Here is a 26,989-nt window from a genome sequence, read left to right as displayed (position 1 = left end):
AGGTAAGTATAGATAAGTGAGTTGCTTCTTACCGCTTGCCCCGGATGATGTCATCCACGGCTTCCGGATTCAGTAGGGTGGAAGTATCGCCGAGCTGATCGGCTTCCCCGGCGGCTACTTTTCGCAGGATGCGTCGCATGATCTTGCCGGAACGCGTCTTGGGCAGGGCGGACACGAACTGAATTTTGTCGGGCTTGGCGATCGGGCCGATCTCCTTGCGGACAATATCAATGATTTCCTTGCGAACCTCATCTCCGTTGTGATCGCCGGGGCCCATGATGACGTAGGCGTAGATGCCCTGTCCCTTAATGTCGTGGGGGTAGCCCACGACGGCCGTCTCAACGACCTCCGGGTGCTCATCGATGGCGTTTTCGACTTCGGCCGTTCCCATCCGGTGACCGGAAACGTTGATGACGTCGTCCACCCGGCCCACGATACGGTACATGCCGTTTTCGTCGCGACGGGCGCCGTCGCCGGTGAAGTACATGCCGGGCACGGTGCTGAAGTAGGTGTTTTTGCAGCGCTGGTGGTCGCCCCAGATGGTACGCAGCATGCTCGGCCAGGGGAACTTCACGCAGAGCAGTCCCGAGGCGGGATTACCCTCCACTTCCTGAATGTTTTCCTTGTCCACCAGGCAGGGCTGGATGCCCGGGAGGGGATAGCCGGCAAAGGTGGGTTTTTGCGGACTGTGCCCCCCTAAACCAGAAATCATCATTCCACCGGTTTCGGTCTGCCACCAGGTGTCAACGATGGGCACGGTGTCCTTGCCGATCTTCTCTTTGTACCACTCCCAGGCTTCCTGATTGATGGGTTCCCCCACCGAACCAATCACCTTCAGGCTGCTCAGGTCGTAGCCCTCCACGAATTCATCGCCCCGGGCCATCAGGGCCCGAATGGCGGTGGGGGCGGTGTAGAACTGGTTTACCTTATGCTTCTCGCACACTTCCCAGAACCGACCGGCGTCGGGGTAAGTGGGTACCCCCTCAAACATCATGGTGGTCGCGCCCACCAGCAGTGGACCGTAGAGGATGTAGCTGTGGCCCGTGATCCAGCCGATGTCCGCCGTACACCAGTAGACGTCGCCGGGCTGGTACTGGAAGACGTTCAGGAAACTGAAGGCGGTGTAGAGCATGTAGCCACCGCAGGTGTGGACCACTCCCTTGGGCTTGCCGGTGGAGCCGGAGGTGTAAAGGATGAAGAGGACGTCTTCGGCGTCCATCACCTCGGGGGTGCAGTCCGTCGATTGCCCTTCGGTGGCCTCGTGGTACCACTTGTCGTAGCTGGGGTCCCAGCCGATGTCTCCCCCGGTATTTCGGTGCACCAGCACGGTTTCAATGGAGGGACAGCCAAGGCCCATGGCCTCGTCGACGACTTCTTTGACGGGGATCGTCTTGGCGCCGCGCTTGTTGTAGTCCGAACAGATGATCATTTTGCATTCGGCGTCGTTGACGCGGTCGGCCAGTGCCTGAGCGCTGAAGCCGGCAAAAACCACGGAGTGGATGGCCCCGATCCGGGCGCAAGCCAGGATACTGATGGCCAGTTCCGGCACCATGGGCATGTAGAAACACACCCGGTCCCCCTTGCCGATGCCGAGTTCCCGCAGGGCGTTACCGGTCTTGCTCACTTCGTCGAGCAGCTGCCGGTAGGTCAGGGAAATGGCGGGGTCCCCGGGCTCGTTGGGTTCAAAGAGGATGGCGGTCTGATCACCCCGTTCTTCGAGGTGGCGGTCCAGGCAGTTCTCCGTGATGTTGAGCTTGCCCCCGGGGAACCACTTGACGTTGGGCCCCTCGAAGTCCCACTCCAGCACTTTATCCCAGGGCTGGTGCCAGTCAAAGGTTCTGGCCTGCTCGGCCCAGAAGCTCTCCGGGTTGTCCACGGATTGCTGGTAGACCTCCTGGTAGTGATCGAAAGATTTAATCTGAAGTGGTAACTGCATGGTCGATAACATTTGATGGGAGTTAAGATAGCGGGCGGTGGACAATTTTCCAGGTGGAGGGGCCACCGCTCGCCGGGGTGATGAAAAAAAATCAGGTTGAGGTCGGGGGTGGGGGGGCTTTTGGGGTGGTTTCGGAGGGTGAAATATTGTCTGGGCGACGCAGCGCAGGTGCCGGGCTGATGGGCAATCGAATCAGAAATCCGGCACCCTCCCGGTAGCCGGCCTCTACGCCGATGCTCCCGCCACAACGCTCGATTATGGTCTTGCTGATGTGTAGTCCCAGGCCGCTACCGGAAGGCTTGCCCTGGGTGGAGGAGCTGATCTGCGTGAAGCGCTCAAAAATGAGTTCGTGTTTCTCCGGGGGGATGCCCGGACCGTTGTCCTGAATGCGGAGTTCGGCCATGCTGGTCGCAGGGTCTTTCCGTAGGCTAACCCGAATCTGGCCGTCTTCGTCCGGAACGAATTTGATGGCGTTGCCCAGCAGGTTGACGATCACCTGCGTCAGTCGGTCCGCCGGACCGGTAACGTAGAGTGGCGTTTCCGGAAGCTCTTTTTCCAGGAAGATGTCGTGTTCCCGGAGCAGGGCGCGGAGACTGCTGATGGCGTCCCGGACCAGCTGGTTGAAGTCCAGGACGTGACCCTCGTCCGTCCATCGCTGCTGCTCGATCTTTTCGATGTCCAGTACCTGACTCACCAGGCGGGTGAGCCGCTCGCTCTCGGAGACAATGATTTTCAGGAAGGTAGCCCGCTGTTCGGCCTCCATATCGTGGTGGTCCAGCAGGATTCTGGCCAGCGACTTGACGGAGGTTATCGGCGTGCGTAGTTCGTGGGTGACGGTGCTGATGAACTCGGCCTTGAGTTCGTCCAGCTCCCGCAACTGCTGGTTGGCCGCCCGCAGCTGGGTGGTGACGGCTTCCAGCTCGGACTGTTTAACCTCCAGCTCCTTACCGTACTGCACGGCATCCTGCGTCTTGCGCAAAATGGCAATCACCTCCTCCAGTTTGATGGGATCCTCCTTGGTAATCCCCCGCATCAGTACCTGGGCGGAAGCGGTGCCGATGGCCCCGGATAATTTCTGCTCCACCTTCAGCAGCAGTTCCGGACTGGCCAGTCCTCCCCGGCGCAGACGGTCATAACGACCGGCACCCAGGGCATTGCGGACAAACTTGCGGGCCCCCTTCGCGCCCGTAAACCGACTCAGGAGCTGCTCCAGATCGCTGACCTTGGCCCGGCGACGGCGGGTCTGGTATTCCTGATTGTTCCGGCGGTACTTGTCGTGGTCGACAAAGAAATCCGCCTGACGGATTTCCATCGCGTCGGGTTGGTCGTTCAGGCTGAAGATGGCCAGCCCCGCGCAATTGACCAGTAGGCTCCAGAAGGCGCCGTGGGCGATGGGCGTCATTCCCCCGGCGCCCAGGAGCTGATGGGGTCGCAGCCAGGAAAGTCCCCAGGGGCCGTTTGCCATCATTTCCGGCCCGAAACCCAGCATCCCCCCGGTGGTGGGCAGTGCCAGGGTGTAGGACCATAAGATGAAGCCCGCAACCAGTCCGATGAGGGCGCCCCGCTTGGTGGCGGCTTTCCAGTAGAGGCCGGCCAGGACGCTGGGCGCGAACTGGGCGACGGCGGTGAAGGAGATCAGTCCGATGGCGACCAGCGAGTAGCGGTTGCCGACACTCTGGTAGTAACCGTAAGCCAGGAGCAGCACCAACAAGATGATGAGGCGCCGGATGTTGAGGAGTGGCTTGCTCAGGTCCGAATCGTTGCGGTTGGCCTTACGGTCAAATTCCAGCAGGAAGGGCAGCACGATGTTGTTGCTGATCATCAGACTCAGGGAAATTGTCGACATGATGACCATGCCCGTGGCCGCGGCGAAGCCCCCGAGAGCGGCGATGGTGGCCACGAGGGGATAGCCCAGGGATTTGGGCAGGCTGATGACGAAGGTGTCGGCGCTGGCCAGCCCCTCCGCCCCGAAGTGCAGGTATCCCGCCGCTGCGATAGGCAGCACGAAGAGATTGATGAGGAGCAGGTAGAGGGGGAAGACCCAGGCGGCCCTTTTCAGGTCTCCGATGTTGTTATTCTCCACGACGGAAACGTGGAATTGTCGGGGTAAGAGCACGACGGCCGCCATGCTGACCAGGCAGAGCCAGAACCAGTCCCAGCCGGTGATTCCCGAGGCCGAAATACTGCTCATCCCCGCCAGGGAGGGCAGCGTAAGTGCTTCAAAAAAGGAAGGCGTATCCGTCCGCCCGAAGAACACCCATACGACGAAAATGCCCACGAACAAGAAGGCCAGTAGCTTAAAGACCCCCTCGAACGAAATGGCGGCAATTACTCCCTGGTGGCGTTCATTGGCGTCGAGGCGACGAACGCCGAAGATGACCGTAAAAAGCGCCAGTACCAGGGTGAGAAACAGGGCATTGTCGCGATAAAATGGTTGAGCGTGGGTGAGCGTGGTGCCTTCCGTCAGCAGGTCGAAGATGGCGGCAATGGCCTTGATCTGGAGGGAGATGTAGGGCACGGTGCCGATGACCAGAAAGGTGGCGGCCAGCAGGCCCAGCGTCCGGGATTTGCCGTACCGACTGCTGATGAAGTCCGGGATGGAGGTGATGCGTTCCGATTTGGCGATCCGGATGATCTTCTCCATCAGGAAGGGCCAGACGGGGGCCAGCATCAGCGGGCCGAGGTAAATGGGCAGAAAGGAGAGCCCATCATTGGCCGCCCGGCCCACGGAACCGAAGAAGGTCCAGGCGGTACAGTAAACCGTCAGCGACAGGGCGTAGCCAAATGGGTTGTGGAACATGCGCCCCAGCCATCCCCGGCGGCCCTCGGCGATGTAGGCCACCCCGAAGAGGATCAGGAGGTAGCCCAGGAAGATGGAAACGGCGGCCAGACTACTCATCCTTACGCTGCTTTGGGGAAGCGCCGTAGAGGCGGGCGATGAGGAAGACGATACCGATCCAGATGATCAGGAGGTACAGGAGCAACAACGGAAAACGTCCGGCTTCGATCACGGACTCCGCCAGCCCAATCAACGGAAAGTTGAGGAGCAGCATGCTGGCCAGGAAGAGCACGATCAGGGCCGGACGTTTAACGTGTCGCAGGGGCATTGTTGGAGCTTAGTGGTCGTGAGCTTCGCCGGCACCACTAGGGATGCGGATGTCTTCTACGATGTCCTGTACCGACTGGGGTGGGGGAGGCGTCATGCGGCTGACGACCAGCGAGACGGCCAGGTTTACCACCATGGCGACGGTGCCGAAGCCTTCGGGGGAGATGCCAAACCACCAGCTGTCCTTGCTCGGAACTTCGTCAACGAACCATCCCAGCTTGTAGACGGCCATGTAGCCAAACATCAGGAGGATACCCACAATCATGCCGGAAACGGCCCCCTGGCGGTTCATCCGTTTGTCGAAGATGCCCAGCACGATGGCCGGGAAGAAGCTGGCGGCGGCCAGGCCGAAGGCCAGGGCAACCGTAGCGGCTACGAATCCGGGAGGGTTGATGCCGAAGTAGGCGGCCACGATGACGGCCATGGCGGCACCGCCGCGGGCCCACCAGAGCTCTTCTTTCTCGCTCATGTTGGGCTTGATCTGCATGCGCATCAGGTCCCGGGAAAGGGCCGTGGAAATGACGAGGAGCAGACCAGCGGCCGTACTGAGGGCGGCGGCCAGACCGCCCGCTGCTACCAGGGCAATGATCCAGTTGGGCAGACCGGCAATTTCGGGGTTGGCCAGCACCATGATGTCGTTGTCGATGTAGACCTCGTTTTCGGTGGTCGTGGCGGCGTTGGCGACCATCACCTGACCGTAATCGCCGCGCAGGGGCAGGCCGTCCTTCAGCTGGGCGACGGGCTTACCTTCCATGGCCGCTCCGGGAGCGTAGTTGATGGCGCCGTCGCCGTCCTTATCCACCCAGGCAATCAGGCCGGTTTCCTCCCACTTTTTAAACCATTCGGGCATGGCGGTATATTCCTTGTCCTGCATGGTGTCGATGAGGTTCGTACGCGCAAAGGCGGCAATGGCGGGGGCCGTAGTGTAGAGGATGGCGATGAACAGCAGGGCCCAGCCGGCGGAGATGCGGGCGTCCTTCACCTTCGGTACGGTGAAGAAGCGGACGATGACGTGGGGTAGTCCCGCCGTGCCCACCATGAGGGCAAAGGTGATCGCAAATACGTCGATCATGGATTTGCTGCCGTTGGTATACTCCGCAAAGCCAAGGTCGGTGTGCAACTGGTCGAGCTTATCCAGCAGGGCGACGCCACTACCGTCGTTGACCTCGCTGATGAAGCCTAACTGGGGAATGATGTTGCCCGTCATGTTCAGCGAAATGAAAATGGCCGGCACCATGAAGGCGAAGATCAGTACGCAGTACTGGGCCACCTGGGTGTAGGTGATGCCCTTCATGCCGCCCATGATGGCGTAGAAGAATACGATCAGGGTCCCGATGTACACCCCGGTGTTGATGTCAACTTCCAGGAAACGACTGAAGACCAGCCCGACACCACGCATCTGTCCGGCAACGTAGGTGAAGGAAACCACGATGGCGCAAATCACGGCTACCGTCCGGGCAGTGTTGCTGTAGTAGCGGTCCCCGATGAAGTCCGGGACGGTGAACTTGCCGAATTTTCGCAGGTAGGGGGCGAGCAGTAGCGCCAGGAGTACGTAGCCTCCGGTCCATCCCATGAGGTAAACGCTGCCGTCGTAACCGGCAAAGCTGATGATCCCGGCCATGGAGATGAAGGAGGCCGCCGACATCCAGTCCGCCGCCGTAGCCATGCCGTTGGCCACGGGGTGTACCCCGCCGCCGGCGACGTAAAATTCTTTGGTGGAGCCGGCACGCGCCCAGATGGCGATGCCGATGTAGAGCAGAAAAGTGAGCCCTACGATGAGGAAGGTCCAGGCTTGTACGTCCATTGGAACTTAAATTTTCTAGTTTAGATAAAGGGTGAGTAATGGGGGGCTTACTCCCCGAAGCCGTACTTGTCGTCCAGGCGGTTCATGAGATACACGTAGACGAAAATCAGCAGCACAAATACGTAAATCGAACCTTGCTGGGCAAACCAGAAGCCGAGCTTTGCCCCGCCGATACGGTAGTTGTTGAGCTGTTCTACGAAGAGGATACCGCATCCGTAGCTGACGACGAACCATACGGCCAGTAGGGCCACCAGATAGCTCAGGTTTTCTTTCCAGTAGGCCGTCCGTTTCTTTTGGGCCAGATCTTCCGGAGTTGGTCCCCCGGTAGGGGCGTTCTCCGGCGCTAATTTTTCTTGATCGAGGATCATGAAGACAGGTTATTGTGGTGAAGGAATAGTTTGGTTCAGTGGCTCCCGGCGGATATCGCCGGAAGCCCTCCTGATCAAAGGAAAACGTGCGCCTGCATCCGTAGCTGGCTGACGTCTCCACGCGTAGTAGTTAGATCGTTGTTGATGCGGTGAAATTCCAGCGTGAGTTTTGCGTTGTGCCCGTTGAGGAAGTAGTTAATCCCGGCATTAAAGGAGGTCATGTTTTCCTCAAAGCCATCGTAGTTCCCCACCTGATAAGCAAAGTAAGGCATAATCTTGGCCGCCTGCAGGAAATAGCCCACCTGCCCGTACACGGCCGTACCGGTGCCCGCCCAGCGGCCCACGAAGTTTTCTCCGTAGTCAAAGTTCATGAGTGAGGCGTAGGCGTTGAAGCACCCACCTTTGGTGGGCAAGTCCATAAAGGCATCCACCGCGAAGTGGCCGACGTCTACGTGACCTTCCTGGCCTTCCGTATGGTCATAGGCACCGTTCGGGTGCAGATAAAAGCCACCACCCAGGGCGAATACTTTCTTCTTGCCCAGGTAGGTGCCCACGTTGTAGGGTAGCTTGGTTCCTTCCGCATCCCAAAGGTTATACCGGACGTAGCCCTGATAAATGCCGTTTCCGGTGGGCAGGTTATCTGCATCCGCGTGCATCACACCGTTATAGGTAATGTTGCTCAACGCAGCGTAGGAAACTCCATTATTGAGGGATGCCCGGCTGGGGGAGTTGACGGACACCCGGTAGTCCAGTTTACCTAACTGCCCCTTCGCGTAGACCCCAAGGTGGCGGGCAAACTGGTCTCCGTATCCCAGACTGTGCCAGGGAGCAAATGGCCGTGGCTGGTCCAGGGTCATGAAATTGAGGGTGCTGGCGCTGCTGAGGCGGGTCAAACCGTTCCAGTAGTGAAGGCCCGCCCCCACATAAAGCGAATTGTCCTGACTTACCTTGAATTCCGTCCAGGCTCCGTGCAGGAAGAACTGGGGGGCGTCCCCGTTATTCCCCAACGTAGTCAGGTTGCCGGGCGTCAGGCCGTTCAGCCCGAAATGGGTGAGCAGCAGGAAGCGGGGAGAAATCTGGGCGTAGGCCAGGATACGGGAACGACGGATGGAGGGCGTGAGCTGTACCTTATTGCTGCCTCCAGCCAGATTATTGGTGGTGGCCCACATCTGGTGCCAAAGGATAAAGCGGACGTATTTGTCACCCTTTTCGTCAAGCTTCAGTTTCAGCGGACGGTAAGTGTGATCAGTATCCTCACTGTTTTTCTGTGCGCCGAGTGGTGCGCTAAGGCAAAGCACTGCCAGGAGCAGGCCGCACGCAAGTGCGGTCCGTTGGTGAATGATCGACATGATAAGTGATTTCGAAAAACGGAAATGGTGAATACTCGCTTACCTATGCCGTAAAGATATATAGATATTTAGATATTCAAAATGATAGATGTCATTTTTTGAGTTTTTTCTTTGTGAGGAGCATGAATCCAGCGTGTTCTAGTCAATAAAAAAGGACCGAACAGTTTTACCCATTCGGTCCTCCCTTCATTTCATTATTGTTTGCCTTATTCCCCGAGGAAAGGATAGCGGTAATCGCGTGGCGCCGCGAAATTCTCCTTGATCAGGCGAGGGGAAATCCAACGGTAGAGGTTGAGGGCGGAACCGGCCTTGTCGTTGGTTCCACTACCGCGGGCTCCACCAAAGGGTTGTTGCCCCACTACGGCACCGGTTGGCTTGTCGTTCACGTAGAAGTTACCGGCTGCGTTGCGCAGGGCCTTAGTGGCCTGATCGATGACGTTGCGGTCGGTGGCAAAGACGGCACCCGTAAGCGCGTAGGGAGACGTTTCGTCTACCAGCTTGAGGGCGTTCTCCCACTGGTCGTCTTCGTAGACGTAGATCGTCAGTACGGGACCAAAGATTTCCTCTTCCATCGTACGCGACTTCGGGTCGGTGGTGACGATCACGGTGGGCTCAATGAAGTAGCCCTCTGATTTGTCGTGGTTTCCTCCGGCGATGATCTCGACCTTCGGGTTCTCCTTCTCTCCATCGATGTATCCGGCAATCTTGTCGAAGGCCCGTTCGTCAATCACGGCGTTAATGAAGTTGCCGAAATCTTCCACCGTACCCATCTTGAGCGTCTTCATGTCGGCCAGGAGGCGCTCCTTGATGGACGGCCAGAGGCTGGCGGGGAGGTAGGCCCGGGAGGCAGCGGAACATTTTTGTCCCTGAAATTCGAACGCACCCCGGAGTAGGGCGACGGCCACTTGTTCGGCGTCGGAGCTCGGGTGAGCAATCACGAAGTCTTTGCCACCGGTTTCCCCCACTACCCGGGGGTAGCTACGGTAGTGCTCGATGTTCTGACCGATCTCTTTCCAAAGATGACGGAAGACGCCGGTGCTACCCGTAAAGTGCAGTCCGGCAAATTCGCGGTGCTTGAAGACGATGTCCCCTACTTCGGGACCATCGGTGTAGATGAGGTTAATGACGCCCGGGGGCAGTCCGGCGGCTTCGAACAACTCCATGATCACTACCGCACTGTAAATCTGCGTTTCTGCGGGCTTCCAGACCACGGTGTTGCCACACATGGCGGGGGCGGCCGGAAGGTTAGCGGCGATGCTGGTGAAGTTGAAGGGGGTAATGGCCAGCACAAAGCCCTCCAGGGGACGGTACTCCAGCTTGTTCCAGGTAGGTTTGGGGCTGTGCAGGGGCTGCTCTTTGTAGATTTCCTGCAGGAAGTAGGCGTTAAAGCGGAAGAAGTCACACATCTCGGCCACCGCATCAATCTCGGCCTGGTAGGCATTTTTGCTTTGGGCCAACATGGTTGCCGCATTCATTTTAGCGCGGAAGGGACCACTCAGCAGATCTGCCGCCCGCAGGAAAACGGCCACCCGTTCCTGCCAGGGCGTAGCCGCCCAGCTTTCCTTGGCGTTTAGGGCGGCGTCGATAGCCTGGTGCACGTGATCCTGCGTTCCCCGGTAAAAATGACCGAGGGTATGCTTGATCTCGTGGGGAGGGTGCACACTAACTTTTTCTCCCTCCAGAATCCGCTTACCATTGATGAAGGCGGGGAGTTCTTTGACCTCACTTTTTGCGGCCTTGAGGGCTTCCTGCAGCTCGGCCTTCTCCGGACTACCGGGAGCATATCCCAGCACGGGTTCGTTGGCGGGAATGGCGATGTTAAATATTGCGTTAGACATGGACGTACTTTGGCTTGGTTAGGGGCGGCAAAGATAGAAAATCTGACTTTGCTTCCCTACCATAACCTCTTGCCCGTCCTTAGGTTGAAGCATGGTGTCGGGGTGAGGGACCGTGAAGCGAGACGGAATACTCGTATCCCCTGCGGCAAGGCCCACAACCCGGGAAAAAGTGAAAAAGATTTCAGAGAGATTTTGGGGTGGAGAAAGTGATCAACGGTGGCAAGAGAAAACTTTATCGGGGTATCCTTTCACCTTCCTCCCGTGAAGGACTAACGGACTAACAGACTAACGGACTAACAGACTAAAAAACCAACAGACCAACAGACCAACAGACCAAAATACCAACAGCCTAAGATTCCCCCTAATGACAATCCCAGTAAAAAACCGCCCGTTCCAGGTGTCCCGTCCGTAAGTCCTCCGGATCAATCAGCAGGTGACCAATGCCCATATCTCCCCAGGTGATGAATTCGTCGGTGTCGATTTGTAGAAGTTGGACGGACTTCCCGCTGGCCTCCCCGTAATCCCGGGGGTCATCCTGGGTGAAGGCTCCGTATCCGCCGATCTTGTGGCCCGAACCGTCAAAGTATTCATCAAACTCTTCCGCTTCTTCGTCGGATAGCTGGTCGGGGAATTCCAGGTCGGCGAGCGGTCCAAATTGCTGGCCAAACCGAAAATCTGACGAAGAGCCCGGATCCACATCTTGCCGAAAGGACAAGCGGTGCACGGCCTGAATGGGACTTTCCGCAAAGACGGACGCTTCCAGAAAACTGAAGTCCGTGCGGGGAAGATAATTGAGATCGTCCGCCGGATGATAGATGACTTTGGCGACGTTGTCGTACCAGGAAGTGGGGGAGAGGAACAGCTGTAGGAGGCCGGAAGTCGGGAATCCCGGTAATGCCGGAGCCTGGGAAAAGTTGATCTGGGCTACCGGTAGCATAAAGTCTCCCTGGATATCGGTTGGCCAGGCCACGTGGTCCGGGAAGTAGGGGAGCCCCCCGAACTTACTTTCCATCAGGGGAAGTGAGTCACCCGTCAAACCATCCATGATGGGGGTCGCCTCGATCCGCAGGACCGGAAGCTCGAGGGAGTGTAAAAGCTCCTGATGTTCCCGCAGAAAGATTGGAATGCTGCCAGACATGCCGATACGGATAGGGTTAAGGGTACATGAAGAGAAAACGCCGGATCAAAGCCTTACCGCTTTCTGACGGCCAGTTCGGTGGGCTTCATCCGCGGCCGGAGTTCAATCCGGAGGTCGGTCCGCTGGGTATCCTTCACGTTGAGGGAAACCCATTCGGTTTCGTAACCCTGGGAGGATACCTGCAGTTGATAGGTTCCGGTGGAGAGGAAGCGGTAGAAGTTACCGTAGCGGGGGTCGGTGAAAACGTCGGAGTTGGCGTAATCGTGGCCGGGGATGGACACGTGGGCCTTCAGGGGTTTGCCGGTATTGGCGTCGACCACGTAACCGTGCACGCCGCGGCGTGCTTCGTTGAGGTACCCCAGCAACGCGGTGCGGGTGTACTTCCAGAGGCTGGGCAGTTCGCGGGCGGGAAAACGCTTGGCTTTGGTCACCTCCAGGGTGGCTTCCCGACAGCGGTGGTAGTAGTTCATGTAATCCTGGCGGGAGCCGGCAATGGGGTACCAGTCGTGGCCGTTGGTCACTCCCTGATGGCGGCCCTGAAAGTAGCGGCCGTTGCCGCTGGCCGTTTGGGCCCGGCTGGCAAAATCCCGACTGATGCGGCGCCACCAGTCGTTGTCGGCGTGCCGCTGTCGGTAGGTATCCCAGGGGTAATTAAAGACTTCGGCCCCTCCGTGGAGGTTAAGGGCCAGGTCGAAGCTGTGCCTCCGGGCGGCCTCCATGAAGATGCGCGTTTCCGGTTGGTAGGCGTAGTCGTCGGGATGGGCCCCGTCGTCGGGATCGGGGTAGTTTCGGTTGAGGTCGACGCCCTGACTGTTGCCCCGGCGGGAACCCGCCAGCGACTGCCCTCCCCGGGGGAAGGCGCCGTCGGGATTGGCCAGGGGATTGATGAAGATTTCGGTGTCCTCCAGCAGGCGGCCCGGTTCGGCCCGCAGCAGGTGCTCGGCCAGCTTCAGCATGAGCCAGTAACCGGCCGTTTCGTCGCCGTGCATGGCCGCCGTCAGTAATACCTGGGGCTTGCCCACGGAGCGGCGGACGTTCTTCGTAATTCTCAGCGTAAGGATGCGGTGGCCGGAAGGTAAGACGCCCCATTCTTCCAGGGCGCAGTTGTCCGGATACCGGGCAGCCAGCTCGGTCATGATCCTCTCGTACAGCTCGTAGGTGGGGTAGGCCCGGGGCGGGATGAGGCTGCCATCGTAGTCCTGCAGGCTGGTGGCCATGTCCAGTCCAATACTCGCCGGCGGTTGGGCAAATCCGAGAATTGGAAGCAGCAACAGGAGTAGGAGGGGGAGCCTTTTCATCACGCCAAGTTAAGCAAACAGAACGTTAACGGAATATTGCCTGGGTATCGTTTGACGAAAAGCGAGATTTGTTTGCCAAATTACGGAATCCGACAAATCGGCTTTTTCCCAAAGTTACTTTGGGCCGAAGGCGCCAAGGAGGGTTTTTCCTTACGTACCGAGAGAAATTCGGGATTCGTCACCTGCCTGCCAGGGGATTGCTCTCCTTACGTTTACCTTGTGTCCTGGCGCCCCTGGGATGTACGTTGCACCCGCACGCCGTTGCATTCTCCTAAGAATCAACGATCCCGATGAGTGACTGATCTCGGGGCCGTTGCCCAATTACCGGCCACGTAAACGCGAAGACACCTTTCCCCGAATCGAGGCAATCCCGCTGGATGCCGCCCCCTCCCGGGAAACGATAATCCTCTCCATGTTCCCCATCCCTCCACGATTCTTGCTGATCATTCTCCTCTTTTTCGGGGCAGGGGTGTTGGGTGCGCAGAGCGAAAACTGCGCCGACGGGGTCGATAATGACGGGAACGGCCTGGTGGACCTGGCGGACCCCGACTGCGATTGCCGGAGCCGAGATTTGTTGGCCATCGTCGAGACGATGGACCTGAGCTGCGGGGGCGTCCGCCTCACGGCCCTTTTCCCCGGCTCCCTGGACCTGCAATGGTACCGGAACGACACGGCCATCGTGGGCGCCACGGGAGATACCCTAACCTTCGTGGGTAACCCCGAGGGTGTGGAGTTCGGACTGCGGTACGCTCGCGACGGGGAGTGTAACGTCACCAGAGAACTGATCTTCGTGGCGGGGGGCTGTTCGAAGGAAGACTGCGCCAACGGCCGCGACGACGACGGTGACGGGCTGGTGGACCTGAACGACGTACTCGACTGTGATTGCTCCACCGTCCCGGAAATAACCGAAGGAAACCTGATTCCGAATGCCAGTTTTGAGGCCCGCCGGGACTTGCCGGAGTGCCAGGGCTGCTACTTCTCCGGAGAAATGCTCCCCTGCGTGGACGCCTGGCTGCCGGGCAACTCGATTACGACCATTGAACACGTTTTACGCTGCTACGCTCAGCGCATCAATTCTCCCTTTTTACCCTACGTCGACCTGGGCAGTAACGCTTCTCTGATCGGCGGATTTGCGGCCTACGAAGCCACCCAGATCACGACCATCGAAACGGCCATGGTCGAGCTACGGGAACCGACCGTCCCCGGTGGAACCTACCGGCTGACCTTTAACCTGGACATTGCCGGAGGTGACCTCATCGAGATGTCCTCTATGCTCTCCGGAGAGGTTTTTCAGAATCTGAGCTGGTACTACAGTGCGGTGCCCGATTCCACCCCCTATCGCTTTCGGGGCCGGGATAGCCTGATCTTCGGCGGGGACTGGGACAACTGGACGCCCCTGGATTCGGTCGCCATCCGGGTGGACCGTAACCGCCAGCTAGAGCGCTTTCAAATTGACTTCACGGCACCGGCCGAGCCCATTCGCTACCTGGCGTTCGGGGGCGCCATGACCCAGGCGCTGCAGCAAGCGGAGGTCTTTTTTGATTACGAAATCTACTGGGTGCTGGACGCCGTGGACCTGCGGCAGGTCCTGCCGCCCCGCGTGCGGCCGGAAGACATTGATGCGTCGGTCACCCGCCGCGCCATCGTGGAAAACGCCGGGGGTGAAGCTTGCCGGCGGGGCCTGCTGCTGACCGGAAGAGAAGGCCCCGATTATCGCTACCAGTGGTACCGGGACGGAGTGGCCCTGCCCGGAGCAACCGCCATGTCGCTGTCCATTCCCTCCGACGAAATGGATGGGCGTACCTACCAATTGCGCGTCGAGGCGGGAGACGCCTGTCGCCTCAGTGCGCCCCAGATTGCCCGGCCGCCGGAGCCCTTTGCCGTTAGTTTTTCCATCGACAGCTTGCAGTGTGGCGGCGACACCAACGGTAGGATCGTACCCCTGGTGGAGCCCGCCTCGGCGGTGACCAGCTACGTGTGGCGCGGACGAAGCGGCACGGTGCTGGGTGAACAACCGGTGCTGGAGGCACTGGACACCAGCCTGGTGCGCCTGCGGCTGGAGGATAGCCTTGGTTGCCCCTACGATTACGAATTTCAGTTGCCCCAACCGCCGCCGCTTTCCCTCACCACCGGGGCTGAACCCGTCCTCTGTACGGACGCGGACGGCAACGGGCGGGTGCTGGTTGATTTTTCCGGCGGGACGGGCCCCTTCACCTTCTTCCTGAACGAAGCGGGGGTGCCCCGGCAGCGCGCCTACCGGGTGCCGCGGGGAACCTACCGGGTAAGGGTGGTGGACGCTACCGGTTGCGCCGTAGTTGCTGATCCGGTGGAGGTCGTGGAACCCAATCCCTTCACCCTCGAATTAAGGCTGCCCACGACCCGGGTAAACCTGGGGCAGCGGCTATCCGTGGACTACGTGACGAACCGTTCCCTGGAAGATGCCACCTTCTCCTGGTCCCCGGAGGGGTGGTTTGACTGCACTGATTGTCCGTCGCCCCGTGCCTTGCCGACGGCCACGGATACCCTGAAGCTTAGGGTGAGGGATGCGGATGGTTGCGTGCGGTTGGCGGCGGCTCCGGTCACGGTCCTGCCCACCCGCGAGGTATATCTGCCCAACGCCATCACGCCCAACGGAGACGGCATCAATGACCGGTTTCGGGCCTATTTGGGCCCGGCGGTGCGGCGGGTGCAGTCCCTGGAGATCTACGATCGCTGGGGTGGATTGCGCTACGCCGGGGTTGGCGATGCGGCGGCGTGGCCGGAACCGACCACGGACCTGAATACCGTCAGTGGTGGGGTTTACACCTACCGGATCAGCCTGCGGTACGTCGACGGTGAGGTTAGGCAGCGGACGGGCACGATCACGGTCATTAAGTAGGGGAAGACTATTGGGCGACGGCGCGCAGGTGCCAGGAATTGGGTAGGGCCGTGACCCCGGGTGCGGGACGGAAAATTTACCCCTAACCCACCAATTTGGGCCTTCCGTACATCTATCAGGCAAGCGTCTGGCCGGGCGAATCCATTCATCATTTAACCTCATTGTCGTATGCTGATTTATACGTTCAGCGGCACCACGGTGCTGCTGGGGCTGGGGGGCTTGTGCCTGTTGGTGCTGCTCGTCATCCTGCTCTTACGGCGCCTGCGGGCGCCGCAGTCCGTCAAGGGGAAGGCCGCCAGTGTTTTTAGTTACCGGGCTCCTCTGCACCGACTGTCCCTCTGCGTGGCCATCCTGGCCACCTTCCTGACCATCAACTGGACTCAGCCCGAATCGGGCCCCCACGTCTACGATCTGGTCATGGACACCGAAGACATTATTGAAGTGGACATTCCACCGACCGATCACAAACCACCCCCGCCACCCCCGCCGCCGCCACCCCCGGTGATTGAAGCCACCCCCGAACCTGAGGTGGAAACCGTTGATTTCATCGATCAGGGTATTGACGACCAGGAGCCGGTGTTGGCTCCCCCGCCGCAAATTGCCGAACCCACGCCTGCACCACCTCCACCGCCGCCACCTCCCCCCGTGGAGGAGTCTTCCGAGCCCCTGCTTTTTGTGGAGCGGATGCCCGTCTTCGGCAGTGAATGTTTCGGGCTGTCGGGAGAAGAGGCGAAGCAATGTTCCGACCGGGCGCTGCTTTCCTTCGTGCAAAGCCGGGTGAAGTACCCGACCCTGGCCCGGGAGAACAACATTCAGGGTACGGTGGTGGTACAGTTCACCGTAGAAAAGGACGGCAGCATCAGCGACGTAAAAGTGGTGCGTAAAGTTGGTGGTGGCTGTTCCGAGGCGGCGCAAAAAGCCGTCGAGGCCATTAGCCGGGAAGGGGAGCGCTTCAAGCCGGGTATTCAGGCGGGGCTACCCGTGCGGGTGCGGTTTAACCTGCCCGTCAAGTTTGCCCTGGAGTAGTACGAATTGCCGTAATCTGCATCAGAATCTATTTGTACCGGGGGAAAACGCCCATCAGATTGGGGGTTTTCCCCTATGCTTATCCCTTTGGTTAGTTGAAGATTGGACCTATCTTACTCGGGTAAAAACCGTTCAAAACACCCTGAGAAAAACATCTGCCCACCACTAGTTCGCTCCAGGATTCATTCAGATTATCGGTAGATCATTATTGGGGTGTTGTTCACCTATGCACTTCTGTGTGCAACACCAATTATTGACTCTTGAATTATTTGCACTCACTTCGATTATTGTCCGGGCTATTCTTCGTCGTCCTCGCCTTTGGGGGGCTGTCGGCGCAGGTCACCCAGGACTTCAGCACCAGTACCCCCGGTTCCCACCACTACGTGGATCCACTTTCCCCCTTCACCGAACACATTCTCCCCGCCACCATGGCACCCCAGACGCAACCCAACGCGGCCACCATGGGGGCAATTCCCGGTTACCAGGTAACCTACACGCCCACGCGGGATCGTGACGCGGGAGGTGGTCTGACCGACGGAGAGCTTTTCGGCGTCGTTGACTACACCGTAGCGCCGACTCCGGATAACGACATGGGCAGTCTGACCATTGACATTGCCGCGAACCCTCCCCCCAGCGGAAACAACAATATCTACGTGCTCCAGGACCCCGACGGTCTGGCGACCCTGCGGTTTAATCCCGTCGTAGTGGACGGAAGCACGATGTTTTCCATGTCCTACATCGTCGCCAATACCAGCTACGAAAACGGCGACGGTGCCGATGATCGCATCGAAATTTATCTGATAAATACCGCTACCGGTGACCGCACCATGCTGTTTTCCGCCATCAACGAGGCCATCCCTACCACCGAAGTCTGGACGACCCTGACGGCTGACCTTTCCGGCCTGGCGGGGGCGACCGTCCAGCTGGTGATCGAGTTTGATACCAACGCCAGTGCGGAGGAGATGGCCATCGATAATATTATCTTTTCCACGGGCGTGGTAGAGGCCGACTGGCCCGAGTGCACGGAGCCGTCCCTCGCTGCCCTGGGGCAATCACCGGCAACAGTATGTCCCGGTGTTCCCTTCCGGATGGAAATCTCCGGAAGCCTGGGGAACGCCACCGAATGGGTGATCTACTCCGACGCCGAAGGTACCCAGGAAGTAGCCCGGACTTCTTCCGACCAGTACGACTTTTTTGGGGGCGCTGAACTCGGCACTACCTACTACGTACGCGGCGAAGGAGGCTGTGCCTCCAGCATGGACCTGACGGCACTTGCCCTGACCATTGACGACGGTGACTGTGAGCCCAATGCCCCCCCCAGCACCAGCTTCGAGGATGCCCTGGCTTCACAGGAAGATTACGTAGATACGGGGAACCCAGTAATCTTTCGTTTTTTAGAAAACAACCAGGGGCAGCCTACCGTGACCACGGGTGGCAGAGGTAAGGAACTCGGTTTTATCACGGCCTTTGCGCCGACAAGGCTTGGTACTAGTGGAGAGGCCGGACTGACGGACGGCGATGCCCTGGGGGTGACGGATGATCCCGATGCCGCCTTCACGGATGGCGAAAAGGGATTTGTGTTTGAAGATACGGATGGACTCGTCTCCGCAGTTTTCGCCCCCATTGATATTGCTGGCCTTTCCGGGGTGACGGTAAGTTTTGATTACTTTATACGATCTACCTCCTACGAAAGTTCCTCAACCGGAACGGATAGATTTACCGCAGTAATTTTGAATGAGTCTTTCGGCCTTCTGGAAGAAATTTTTGATGCTGCTGCGGATGGCAGTGGAGGTTTTCCGGACTTAACCATTGGGCAGTGGACCACGGTTACCTATACCATCACCGAATCCTACGATGATCCCATCCGGTTAACTATTCAGGCGGACTTGGATGCGGGAAGTGAGCGGATATTCATTGACAACGTCTCCTTCTCCGCCGGCACGGTGGTTTGTCAGGACGAAGCCGCGCCGGTGATCGCCTGCCCCGAGCCCATTTCCGTCGACGTGGGTGCCGATTGTATGGCGACGGCCGAGTTCACGGCCACGGCCACGGATGATTGTTCGAGCACAGTGACCATTACCTACTCACAGGATAGTGGAACGAACTTCCCCGTCGGCGTCACTACCGTCACCGCCACGGCAACCGACGAAACGGGCAAAAGCTCCACCTGTACGTTTGACGTGACGGTCAACGACGTGACGGCACCAACCCTCGACTGTCCCGAGGTGACCGTCAAATTGGACTCGACTTTCAGCTGCGATTTTGTGGTCATTTCCAATACGGACTTTGACCCCATTGCGGCGGACAACTGTGAGGGCGTGACGCTGCTCAGCGCCAACGGGCTGTCTTCCCTGGTGGGGGATACCATCTTTAAGGAAACCACCGAGCTCACCTGGACGGCTACCGATGCCTCCGGTCTGACGGCGACCTGCACCCAGCAGATCAACGTCATTGTTCCACCGAGCTGTTTCCCCACCAGCGTCACGGAGCAGGATCCTTCGGACTTTGCTAACGTAGTGGCCATCCCGAACCCCTTCCGCGAGGCGGTAACGATCAATTTCGAGCTGCCCTTCATGGATGAGGTGGGCATTGACGTGCTGGACGTGAGTGGCCGGGTGGTGCAGTCGGCCAGGGTCAACCCCAACGGTGACCGGACGTATTCTTGGCGCTGGGACGCTACGGATGCGGCCGGCGGCCGTGCCGCGGCCGGGATGTACTTCGTTCGCCTCCGGGCCCGAGGCCAGCTCTACACCAAACGGATTGTGCTGACGCGCTAGTCTGGCCCCTACCTGATGACAAAACTTTTTCTGCGTGCTTTTGCTTGGTTTTCAATGACCTAGCGAAAGCACGCAAAAAAAGTATCGGTTTTCTTGCCGGAATGCTTGCAGGGAGTGATTCGATGACCCTATATTTGCGCAGCATTTGAGAAAACACTTACTGAAACGCAGTAAAATTCTTGAATAGCGAAGACTACTGGTCTGGTAGTTCAGTTGGTTAGAATGCCGGCCTGTCACGCCGGAGGTCGCGGGTTCGAGTCCCGTCCAGACCGCACTAAGCCCCTGATTTTCAGGGGCTTTTGTGCGTTTAAGGGGTGCCGTACATAACCTTTGCCCTCGCTTTGTCATTTTAATGTCATTTAGAGTGCTTGTGCTTCCGGTCATCCCTTGCCGCAATAAAATCGAGCACCCGGGAAAGTAGATACCGCTCTTTGCATCCCTTCCGGGCCTCGGTTAAAATTCCCTCTTTTGTCCAGTTTCGGACCGTCTGCGGGCTTACCTGGGCCATTGTGGCCACCTGGTCGACGGTGACAAACTGCAACCGCTTTAGAATGGGTCCGAAGGCTTGGGAGCGTTTATCCTGCAATCTTTCTTCCAGGGCATCGAGTAACTCCTCCGGGCTTACTGTGATCGTCGTGACGGTATTAGTTAGCATCGGCCTGGGCTTTATCGGTCAGGAAATAGGGGCGGGTGTATTCGTACCGCTCGGGGCGGTCCTGGGGGCCAAGCTCCCTTAGTTCTTCATCAGTAAGGGCGCGTAAGACCGTCATATCGGATAGGGGGAAGTACACCTTCCGATGTTCGTATATCAGTCCGTTACCGGTGGCCGGTTCATCAGATGGGGCGCGGTGGCCTTCCGGGTTAATCTTTATCCAGTAGATACACCGTTCAAAAGCATCCACGAAAAACAGCAGGACCGTAACACCCCGCAAAGAAGTGTATTTCTCAAAGTCGGGGGCATCTATTCCAGTGTACGGGCGGGTGAATTGACGGCGGTATGTCTTCACATCAAAAGCGAAGCATTGGCCATCACGGGCAACCATAAACCGGTCAATAGGGTGGGGGCCGTCTTCGGGTTCGTAGATGTGGCATCCCTTGGCCCGTAAATGGTCGTAGACGATACGTTCCCCAACGTCGCCCCGCTTGGTGGTGGGTAGGTCGGTGAACTTCATCAGGCGGCGTTTATGGCTGTGGAAAGATCATTTATCCGCGATACGTCAACGGGTTTTGATGGCATCCGGTAATCGGGCGGGATAAATCCAGGTAGACGCGCCACCGAATAGACCTTCCGCTCCTCTGCGGACTTCATTGCTGACGTTATCGCCCAATGATATTCCTTATCCTTTTCCCACTTATCCAGGCTCTTATAAAACCAGTCCGCAATACCAAACTTGCGGGCTAAGGCTGCGCTTTCGCGCATGGCTTCCAAAAACGCCGTTTCCCCCTGCATCATATCCAATTCCCTAAAGGAATTGCGCATATCAAACGATATTTTCCGCTGCACTCCCCACACCGGGCTAGGAGCCTTCGCCACCTTTTTTAGTTTGATGTCTAATGCTCTTAGGGCGTCGTAATCAATGATGTTTATATATTCTTGTTGGTCGGGGCGGGTTTCGTTTTCGCTTCGCTGTCTACGGAGCTTTATCAGGCTGTTCGCGCCCTTTTTGTGAATGTCCGCAAGTACGGCGGGATCTTCCAGGCGGCGGTAATCAAATATGCCATTCGTGAGCAGGTCGTTATTGGCATCGTCAATCATAACTATGCCCATTTCTACCTCCTCCTTAATCTCTCTCAATTCTTTTTGCAGCAGGTTGCGCCGTTTACGATACTTCGCCCGTATCGCGTCTATACGGTCCTCTCTGTCCTTACGAATCGCGTCGGCCTCGGGGCTGTGGTAGTCCACCTGGGCAATGGCGGCCTTTGCATCTTCCCGGACTTGCTTTATCTCCCTGTCCCGGCCCTGCTTTATAGCCTTGCTTTCTGCGTACTTCTTTTTAGTTCGGGCCTTCTTTGATTTAATAATGCCCTCATACGCCTCCTCTAGGGCTGCGCGGTCGTCTTCGCTTGCCATCCCGCCAATACGGGCAAGAAATTTGCGGCGGTATTTTCCTTCCGTCCGGTCTACCGGCTGCGAAGTATCCAGCCCGGCGGCTTCGTGCGCATCTTTGATATACGGCTTTTTTTCGTAGTCTTCGGACTTCCGGTAAATCGTTATTCGGTTGTCAGCAGTCTTTACTCCCAAGTCTACCCCGGCCAAATTCTTACCGGAGCTATCAAAGTAAGCAGTCATAGTACCCCGGCCGTAGTTCCTTACGCTGTCTTCTTTGAATACACGGGAAAAGGTATTCAGGTGGCCGTATCCGTCTACGGCAATGTCTATGGCGGTGTAACAGTAGATTTGGGCATTAAGGGCTCTTAAAATGGCTGTGAGCGTATTTGTCCAGCCTTTCCGATACAGAACATGGTTTCGGATGGTTAATTCACTACGGGCCGCCCCGTCACGGCTGAAATACAGCAGATGGGCCACGGGTTCGTACTCCGTCCCGTGCCGGATGGTAAAAGCAAGTTTGTAGAACCTAGTCCCCAATACCTTCCGACCGTTGGCGGCTTCGTACCCGGTGGATAGGGTTAAATCCTTCGTTAGGGAAATTGCGCCACCAAAGGTATCCGATACATTATCGGGGAGTTTTACCCCCTGCAAGGTCACCACAAATTTGTCTACCCCGATGAATTGAACGGGTTTCTCTGCATGGGAACCCCCGTTATACTTATCGGGGGTTGTCGTGCTGGGCGAACTCTTGTCAGAATTGGAAAGGCGGGTATTTTCCTGTAAATTTGTGTAACAGTTATTCGATATGTCACAAGACATAATGAATGAATTTTGCCCTGTCGTATTGGCGTACGGCGGGGCTTTTTTATGCCCCGCAAGGGCGGTTGAAAAATGCAGTTATTCGATAGCTGGGCGAATTGGCGTTCGTGAACCCCAGCTAGTCAAGTTCTTTATTGCCACCCTGCGGGCGGCATCCCCTTTTTATGCGCGGTCTAGGCCAAAGCAGTTCCGCTAAATTCTATGGTAGGGGGGCGGCTGTACTAACCAGGAAGACGCTACCGCCCCCGCTCTGCCATAGGCTGAGCCGCGTCGGGTCAAGAAGGGTAAACTTGATTCCGACACCGCTCGGAGTTTCTTTGTGGGTATCCCTTCGGGGGCGGGTGACTTTCCAACCCGCCCCGTCCAGGCCCTTATTAAATGAGAATCGAAAAAAGGTCTTTACGTCGTGGATAGGTTCTCCACAATTACGAAGTTGTCAGGGCGTATTACTTGAATGTCGTACCGCATCCAAACCAGGAAGGCGGTTTGTAGGGTATCTGCGTATTTCTCCACCAATTCCATACGGAACGTGCCACCAAGGGCAACAAGAAGGTTAGAGAAGTCACCGAAGTACATCCGGGTTTGATCGTTTCCGGCTCCGTAGTCTTCTTTCACGGCTGTCGTGTGGAAGTGGCGAAGGTCACTAATGGCGGCGGGCGGCATCAGGGGCTGCCCATCAGTCCCCGTTAGTCCAGCAACTTGTCGGAAGGTTTTATTCCCGTAGATGTATCCGATATTTTCCCGGCGGACGTTTTTCGACATTAGCTCGGAAACTGCGTCCAGGTGGAATCCGTGGTCGGTTACGCTTGCTCCACCCGCGTCAATCGTGGGGATGCCGGCAGTATTGTCTATCCCGTCAGGCTGCTTGTTTGCTGCGCTACCGTGAAGGACCGAAGCAATTAACTGCTCATTCATCGTCGCGGCCAAAGACGTTCCAATGTAGTCGCGGGCAAGTTCCCCACCGTCAATAAGCCAATTCTTATCAGCCTTGACCATTGCAACAAAGGTCTTATGATCGATGTCACGGGCGGACATTACCATGGCGGTATCGGCCTGTACTTGGTCCCCGGACGTCCAATGTTGCCCCTGTGCTCGTTGCTCCTCAACGGGCAACACAGAATAGTTTGCCATCGGTTCCAACCTTGCACCTAGTTCCGTTAGACGGTTTTCGGTGGAAAGTTGGTAAGCGATATTGCTTAGGACGTTGTCCGTTTCAATTATGTGATTGTTAGAGCTGAAGGTTAACCCGTCCCGGCGATTGATTTCACCCCTTACTAATGAAGTAGCCATGTCCCCAAGAAGTGCGGGGGCGGAATTTCTCCCCACACGGCTGCCTCTGTTGGGCGTTCTTCCGTCTTGACGGTCGGCCCCTTGTGCCCAAAGCTGTCTACGACGTTGGCCCTGCTTCAATTCTCCGGTTAAGTCTTCGATTTCGGTGAATAGGCGGTTAAACCTTAATTGCTCCTCGTTAGTCATTTCCCTTCCCCTGGCTTTGTTTTCCAGGGCTTCCAGGTCGGCTACTTTGGCCGCACGGTCTTCTTTGATTTCTTTCTCCGTTCGGATTTTAGTTGCACTCATTTAGTTTCGTTTTTATAGCCCGTAGGCTGTTGTTAATAGGGTTAGTTATGCTTTTGCGCTTCCATGGCCGCCCCAAACAGGCGGTATAAATCGGATTCCACGGCGGCGCGTTCATGTTCAAGTTTTTTCGCTTCTGCAATTCGGCCCAAATACCGGCACGTCATTATTGCGGAAGTGTAGGAACAAAGTTTTCCGATGGCATACATCAGCTCCACGTCGTTAACTGCGGAAAGTGCTCCCTCTGTTGGTAGGGCCATCCGGTTTAGTTCGTTGACGATGTGGCGCGTTCGTACACGGTCGACTAAATCTTTATCCGGGTCGCTAGACGCTGTTAGGATTCGCAGATAGGTGGAAGGCGTGATATTGTGATACGCGGCCTCCGCTTCGACATATTCTTTGTCCTGGGGATCCATTCTGAAAACGGCATTTACTTTAGGCATTGGATTGTATTTACTTGCATTGCAAAGGTGGGAGCTGTCGCAATGCGATTTGCTATCGTACCGTGCGTTTTCTCTTATGTTTCTTCCAAAGGGCGTGTAAATCATTTTTTAGAGCGGTCGGAATTTCTATACCCTGGCTAATCACTCGCCAGTGAATTTGGTAAATGATTTTTGAGTGCTTTTGCCGCTGGCTGGGTGTGGAATACTTGGGCACCCTTTTCCTAAAGTTGGCAACCCACTTTTCGTCATGGCCGTATTCCTTTGCAAGTTTTCTTCCGGCCTCTCCAATCGTCATCCCACTAAAGTCATCTGGGAAGTATTTATACCACATAGCATAATGCCCGTAGGTCCACGTATTGTAGTACTCCCGCTCGCTGTATTTATGACCTTCCTTGTATTCGTAAACCTGGGCCAAAACAGCACTTGCGCTGTGCACATGGGGTAAGGCTTCTTCCGTTTCGTAGCACATCCCATGCCCCCATATTTCTTCACGGTAATTATCAGTAAATAGGTACAGTAAATCCAGCTCCTCCTTTGTTAGCGCAAGGTTGTCCAGGAGGCGGGGTACATCCGGTTCCGTTTGTAGCTGCTCTGCCAGTTGCCGGAAGTCCTTTAAGGAAAATCTTGGTTTCATATTCTCATTTTTTTAGGTACCCCCCCCCTCTTTTTTAGCTATGGGGGGTCGGGTTTTCATCAGCGGTCTGCGTGTGGTTTGGACGCGGATAAACATTATCGTAGGTGGCTGCGGAAAACAATGCCCTTTCGGGGTCTTGGCGGCGGGCGGGGTGGGTAGTTCATCTGTAATTTTTTTAGCTAAAAAGTCGCGTTTATATCATTGATGTGGAGTCGTGGATAAACATTTGAAAGAGCGCCAAAGACCTTAATGGGGCAAGGGTTATCTCTCTTTAGGCGGGCGGTGGTGTAGGTGGCTCCGCGAGTGGGTGTAGTATTACTATACCCTGCACTATGCTGATTAACCCCATTAGGATTTAACGTCCCTGCCAAACTATCCAGGAAGATGGGCGGGCGGTCATTGATGCAGCAGCAGCAGCAGGACAACGAACAGCAGCAGGACGGCTACACTATCTGCGGTGGTCCAAAACTTACCCTTCATTGCTCAATGCTTTTACCCGTTGCTTCCATTGCTCCACCTTCTCCAGGTTGTTAGTGATTGCATCGGCTGTGCGGGTCTTCACTTCCCCGTACTTCCGTTCCTGGGCTATGGCTTTCTGTTTGTGCTCTCCCAGCCGCTTCTTGTACTGTTTGAGCCGTTGCTTTGCTTCCCGTAGGTCTGCACTCATATAGGGTGCTTTCGTGTGTACGGTGGCCGTGTGTGGTTCGTGTGTGCCGTGTGTGGTTGGTGTGCTATAAAGGGCACGCGGGGCGGTGGCCGTTGTTTCGTGTGTGGCCGGGTCTTCGGACCGTTGGTAAAATCTTGGTTCACGCTTGGCGATAACCGGCGGCGGGGTGGCCTCCTCCTGGTATAGGCTAACGTAGGGTAGGGGGGCTTCCAGGCGGTCACGCTCCCCAAAGGTCCGGGCTATCAATCGCCGTGCTCCACGTTCTACCCGGTGGCTAATAAGTGCCTTTAGGTCGGCAGTAACGGACGGTAGATTATTGAACTCATTTGGTTGTAGCTCCTCCTCTATTTCGCTACCGGCGGTTATCTGTAAGATCAGGTAAAACATCAGGTAGAAAACCAATTGCCCCGAAGCGGTGACAACGGCGAAAATGTACCCGTTAGATTTACTCTTGGTTTCGGCTTCCATCGTCAGCTCGGCCACCCGTTGCCGTTCTTCATTGTTGGCGGCGTCACGGCTTTTAATGGCCTGGGCTAATGCTTTTCCCCGTTCGGTGGCAATAGTGGCTAAGGTGGCGTTATAGGCAGCGCGGGCGGCGTCTATTTCTGCGAGTATTGCCCGTTGTTTCTTCTTGCACCAACCGTTCCCCCTGGCGGCGCATCCGGCGTAATCCTGGGCGGCTTTTTCCTTTGCGGCGGCGGTCGCGGTAAATTCTTCGTTCGCTGCCTGGGCGCGTATCCGGTAGGGGGCTAACAGGGCGGCGGTATCGGCTTGAAACACCAGGGCCAAGCTATCCAGGGCGGGGGCGGGCGGTTGGTCGGTAATCAGTTCCCCGGCGTCCATGCTCCCCATATAGGAAAGACCAAAGGAAAGGGAGCCAACGACTACCAAACCTAAACGGCTGAACCTTGTGAGTAGTCGGTGCCGCTTGCGTTGCTCGGGGTCGTCTGCAAACTGATTGCGGACAACGGCGGGGCGAATTGCTGGGCGGGCTAACATACGGTTTGCCAGTTCGATGAAGATCCCCACCAGGACGGCAGCGGTGGCAATGATTGTACTTGCGAGGGTTAATCCCCGGCCCGCTATGGCATCAGAAAGCAGGGTATAAACAGCCAGCGATAGGGACGCGGCCGAAAGCAGTTGACCGATGTTAGCGATAAGGGCAAAGGCTCTAAGGTTGCGGCCGTGCTCATTGTAGAACTCCCGATTCTTTGGGATTGATTTTAAAAGACGCATCTTTGTTAAGATTTACATTAAGTGAATTACCCCGCTCGGTGAAGCTT

General features: G+C 57.0%; 19 protein-coding genes and 1 tRNA gene. 4 read left to right on the top strand and 16 right to left on the bottom strand.

Features of this window, described 5'->3' with window-relative positions:
- Positions 1–28: 28 nt before the first annotated feature.
- The 9 genes from acs to E1J53_RS03770 all read right to left on the bottom strand — a co-directional run bounded on the left by acs (position 29) and on the right by E1J53_RS03770 (position 12,837).
- Entirely contained in the window at positions 29–1,936 is a 1,908-nt protein-coding gene (gene acs / locus E1J53_RS03810; RefSeq protein ID WP_134271495.1) for an acetate--CoA ligase, read from the bottom strand.
- A gap of 91 nt (positions 1,937–2,027) precedes the next feature.
- Positions 2,028–4,835 carry a sensor histidine kinase gene (locus E1J53_RS03805; protein ID WP_134271496.1) on the bottom strand — a complete coding sequence of 936 codons (2,808 nt, stop codon included), beginning with the start codon at positions 4,833–4,835 and terminating at the stop codon, positions 2,028–2,030.
- On the bottom strand, positions 4,828–5,043 hold the full coding sequence (locus tag E1J53_RS03800) for a hypothetical protein (protein WP_134271497.1): 216 nt from the start codon (positions 5,041–5,043) through the stop codon (positions 4,828–4,830). The genes E1J53_RS03805 and E1J53_RS03800 overlap by 8 nt, the downstream gene beginning before the upstream one ends.
- A 9-nt stretch (positions 5,044–5,052) precedes the next feature.
- The gene (locus tag E1J53_RS03795; protein ID WP_134271498.1) at positions 5,053–6,846 is read right to left on the bottom strand and encodes a sodium:solute symporter family protein; all 1,794 of its coding nucleotides are present in this window, start codon (positions 6,844–6,846) and stop codon (positions 5,053–5,055) included.
- A 47-nt stretch (positions 6,847–6,893) separates the two neighbouring features.
- On the bottom strand, positions 6,894–7,214 hold the full coding sequence (locus tag E1J53_RS03790) for a DUF4212 domain-containing protein (protein ID WP_134271499.1): 321 nt from the start codon (positions 7,212–7,214) through the stop codon (positions 6,894–6,896).
- A 74-nt stretch (positions 7,215–7,288) separates the two neighbouring features.
- On the bottom strand, positions 7,289–8,563 hold the full coding sequence (locus E1J53_RS03785; RefSeq protein WP_134271500.1) for a porin: 1,275 nt from the start codon (positions 8,561–8,563) through the stop codon (positions 7,289–7,291).
- Positions 8,564–8,769: 206 nt separating this feature from the next.
- Positions 8,770–10,401 carry an L-glutamate gamma-semialdehyde dehydrogenase gene (gene pruA, locus E1J53_RS03780; protein ID WP_134271501.1) on the bottom strand — a complete coding sequence of 544 codons (1,632 nt, stop codon included), beginning with the start codon at positions 10,399–10,401 and terminating at the stop codon, positions 8,770–8,772.
- 361 nt (positions 10,402–10,762) lie between these two features.
- The gene (locus tag E1J53_RS03775) at positions 10,763–11,539 is read right to left on the bottom strand and encodes a YwqG family protein (RefSeq protein ID WP_134271502.1); all 777 of its coding nucleotides are present in this window, start codon (positions 11,537–11,539) and stop codon (positions 10,763–10,765) included.
- Positions 11,540–11,592: 53 nt separating this feature from the next.
- Positions 11,593–12,837, bottom strand: coding sequence for a M14 family zinc carboxypeptidase (locus E1J53_RS03770; RefSeq protein WP_134271503.1), 1,245 nt, complete (start codon positions 12,835–12,837; stop codon positions 11,593–11,595).
- A 412-nt stretch (positions 12,838–13,249) separates the two neighbouring features.
- On the opposite strand from E1J53_RS03770, the gene E1J53_RS03765 reads away from it, so the two are divergent.
- The 4 genes from E1J53_RS03765 to E1J53_RS03750 all read left to right on the top strand — a co-directional run bounded on the left by E1J53_RS03765 (position 13,250) and on the right by E1J53_RS03750 (position 19,790).
- Complete coding sequence (locus E1J53_RS03765; RefSeq protein WP_134271504.1) at positions 13,250–15,715, top strand: gliding motility-associated C-terminal domain-containing protein; 2,466 nt, start codon at positions 13,250–13,252, stop codon at positions 15,713–15,715.
- Between the two features lie 168 nt (positions 15,716–15,883).
- A complete protein-coding gene (locus tag E1J53_RS03760) occupies positions 15,884–16,741 on the top strand; it encodes an energy transducer TonB (RefSeq protein WP_134271505.1) in 858 nt (285 codons plus the stop codon).
- Positions 16,742–17,001: 260 nt separating this feature from the next.
- Positions 17,002–19,518 (top strand): HYR domain-containing protein, encoded by a 2,517-nt coding sequence (locus E1J53_RS03755; RefSeq protein WP_134271506.1) that lies wholly within the window; start codon positions 17,002–17,004, stop codon positions 19,516–19,518.
- A 198-nt stretch (positions 19,519–19,716) separates the two neighbouring features.
- A tRNA-Asp gene (locus tag E1J53_RS03750) sits at positions 19,717–19,790 on the top strand.
- Between the two features lie 83 nt (positions 19,791–19,873).
- Here the strand turns inward: E1J53_RS03750 and E1J53_RS03745 are convergent.
- The 7 genes from E1J53_RS03745 to E1J53_RS03715 form a co-directional block, all read right to left on the bottom strand.
- Positions 19,874–20,173 (bottom strand): helix-turn-helix domain-containing protein, encoded by a 300-nt coding sequence (locus tag E1J53_RS03745; RefSeq protein WP_134271507.1) that lies wholly within the window; start codon positions 20,171–20,173, stop codon positions 19,874–19,876.
- Positions 20,163–20,690, bottom strand: coding sequence for a hypothetical protein (locus E1J53_RS03740; RefSeq protein WP_134271508.1), 528 nt, complete (start codon positions 20,688–20,690; stop codon positions 20,163–20,165). Before E1J53_RS03740 ends, E1J53_RS03745 begins: the two co-directional genes overlap by 11 nt.
- On the bottom strand, positions 20,690–22,387 hold the full coding sequence (locus E1J53_RS03735) for a hypothetical protein (protein ID WP_134271509.1): 1,698 nt from the start codon (positions 22,385–22,387) through the stop codon (positions 20,690–20,692). The genes E1J53_RS03740 and E1J53_RS03735 overlap by 1 nt, the downstream gene beginning before the upstream one ends.
- 399 nt (positions 22,388–22,786) lie before the next feature.
- On the bottom strand, positions 22,787–23,965 hold the full coding sequence (locus E1J53_RS03730; protein ID WP_134271510.1) for a phage major capsid protein: 1,179 nt from the start codon (positions 23,963–23,965) through the stop codon (positions 22,787–22,789).
- Between the two features lie 41 nt (positions 23,966–24,006).
- Positions 24,007–24,405: a hypothetical protein gene (locus E1J53_RS03725; RefSeq protein WP_134271511.1), complete on the bottom strand. Its 399-nt coding sequence runs from the start codon at positions 24,403–24,405 to the stop codon at positions 24,007–24,009.
- A 52-nt stretch (positions 24,406–24,457) separates the two neighbouring features.
- Positions 24,458–25,039, bottom strand: coding sequence for a hypothetical protein (locus tag E1J53_RS03720; protein ID WP_134271512.1), 582 nt, complete (start codon positions 25,037–25,039; stop codon positions 24,458–24,460).
- 469 nt (positions 25,040–25,508) lie between these two features.
- On the bottom strand, positions 25,509–26,942 hold the full coding sequence (locus E1J53_RS03715) for a hypothetical protein (protein ID WP_134271513.1): 1,434 nt from the start codon (positions 26,940–26,942) through the stop codon (positions 25,509–25,511).
- Positions 26,943–26,989: the final 47 nt, after the last annotated feature.

This window comes from Lewinella sp. W8, from assembly GCF_004375085.3.
In the GTDB taxonomy this organism is placed as follows: domain Bacteria; phylum Bacteroidota; class Bacteroidia; order Chitinophagales; family Saprospiraceae; genus Neolewinella.
The sequence above is the reverse complement of the archived record's forward strand: the minus strand, read 5'-3'. Positions and strand labels throughout refer to the sequence as shown.

Bases quoted from the DNA above. Each gene is read 5' to 3' on its own strand.
- E1J53_RS03785 (WP_134271500.1), bottom strand. From the start codon at position 8,563: ATGTCGATCATTCACCAACGGACCGCACTTGCGTGCGGCCTGCTCCTG.
- E1J53_RS03735 (WP_134271509.1), bottom strand. From the start codon at position 22,387: ATGTCTTGTGACATATCGAATAACTGTTACACAAATTTACAGGAAAAT.
- E1J53_RS03740 (WP_134271508.1), bottom strand. From the start codon at position 20,690: ATGAAGTTCACCGACCTACCCACCACCAAGCGGGGCGACGTTGGGGAA.
- E1J53_RS03775 (WP_134271502.1), bottom strand. From the start codon at position 11,539: ATGTCTGGCAGCATTCCAATCTTTCTGCGGGAACATCAGGAGCTTTTA.
- E1J53_RS03805 (WP_134271496.1), bottom strand. From the start codon at position 4,835: ATGAGTAGTCTGGCCGCCGTTTCCATCTTCCTGGGCTACCTCCTGATC.
- E1J53_RS03760 (WP_134271505.1), top strand. From the start codon at position 15,884: ATGCTGATTTATACGTTCAGCGGCACCACGGTGCTGCTGGGGCTGGGG.
- E1J53_RS03715 (WP_134271513.1), bottom strand. From the start codon at position 26,942: ATGCGTCTTTTAAAATCAATCCCAAAGAATCGGGAGTTCTACAATGAG.
- E1J53_RS03770 (WP_134271503.1), bottom strand. From the start codon at position 12,837: ATGAAAAGGCTCCCCCTCCTACTCCTGTTGCTGCTTCCAATTCTCGGA.
- E1J53_RS03790 (WP_134271499.1), bottom strand. From the start codon at position 7,214: ATGATCCTCGATCAAGAAAAATTAGCGCCGGAGAACGCCCCTACCGGG.
- E1J53_RS03730 (WP_134271510.1), bottom strand. From the start codon at position 23,965: ATGAGTGCAACTAAAATCCGAACGGAGAAAGAAATCAAAGAAGACCGT.
- E1J53_RS03800 (WP_134271497.1), bottom strand. From the start codon at position 5,043: ATGCCCCTGCGACACGTTAAACGTCCGGCCCTGATCGTGCTCTTCCTG.
- acs (WP_134271495.1), bottom strand. From the start codon at position 1,936: ATGCAGTTACCACTTCAGATTAAATCTTTCGATCACTACCAGGAGGTC.
- E1J53_RS03725 (WP_134271511.1), bottom strand. From the start codon at position 24,405: ATGCCTAAAGTAAATGCCGTTTTCAGAATGGATCCCCAGGACAAAGAA.
- E1J53_RS03720 (WP_134271512.1), bottom strand. From the start codon at position 25,039: ATGAAACCAAGATTTTCCTTAAAGGACTTCCGGCAACTGGCAGAGCAG.
- E1J53_RS03795 (WP_134271498.1), bottom strand. From the start codon at position 6,846: ATGGACGTACAAGCCTGGACCTTCCTCATCGTAGGGCTCACTTTTCTG.
- pruA (WP_134271501.1), bottom strand. From the start codon at position 10,401: ATGTCTAACGCAATATTTAACATCGCCATTCCCGCCAACGAACCCGTG.
- E1J53_RS03745 (WP_134271507.1), bottom strand. From the start codon at position 20,173: ATGCTAACTAATACCGTCACGACGATCACAGTAAGCCCGGAGGAGTTA.
- E1J53_RS03765 (WP_134271504.1), top strand. From the start codon at position 13,250: ATGTTCCCCATCCCTCCACGATTCTTGCTGATCATTCTCCTCTTTTTC.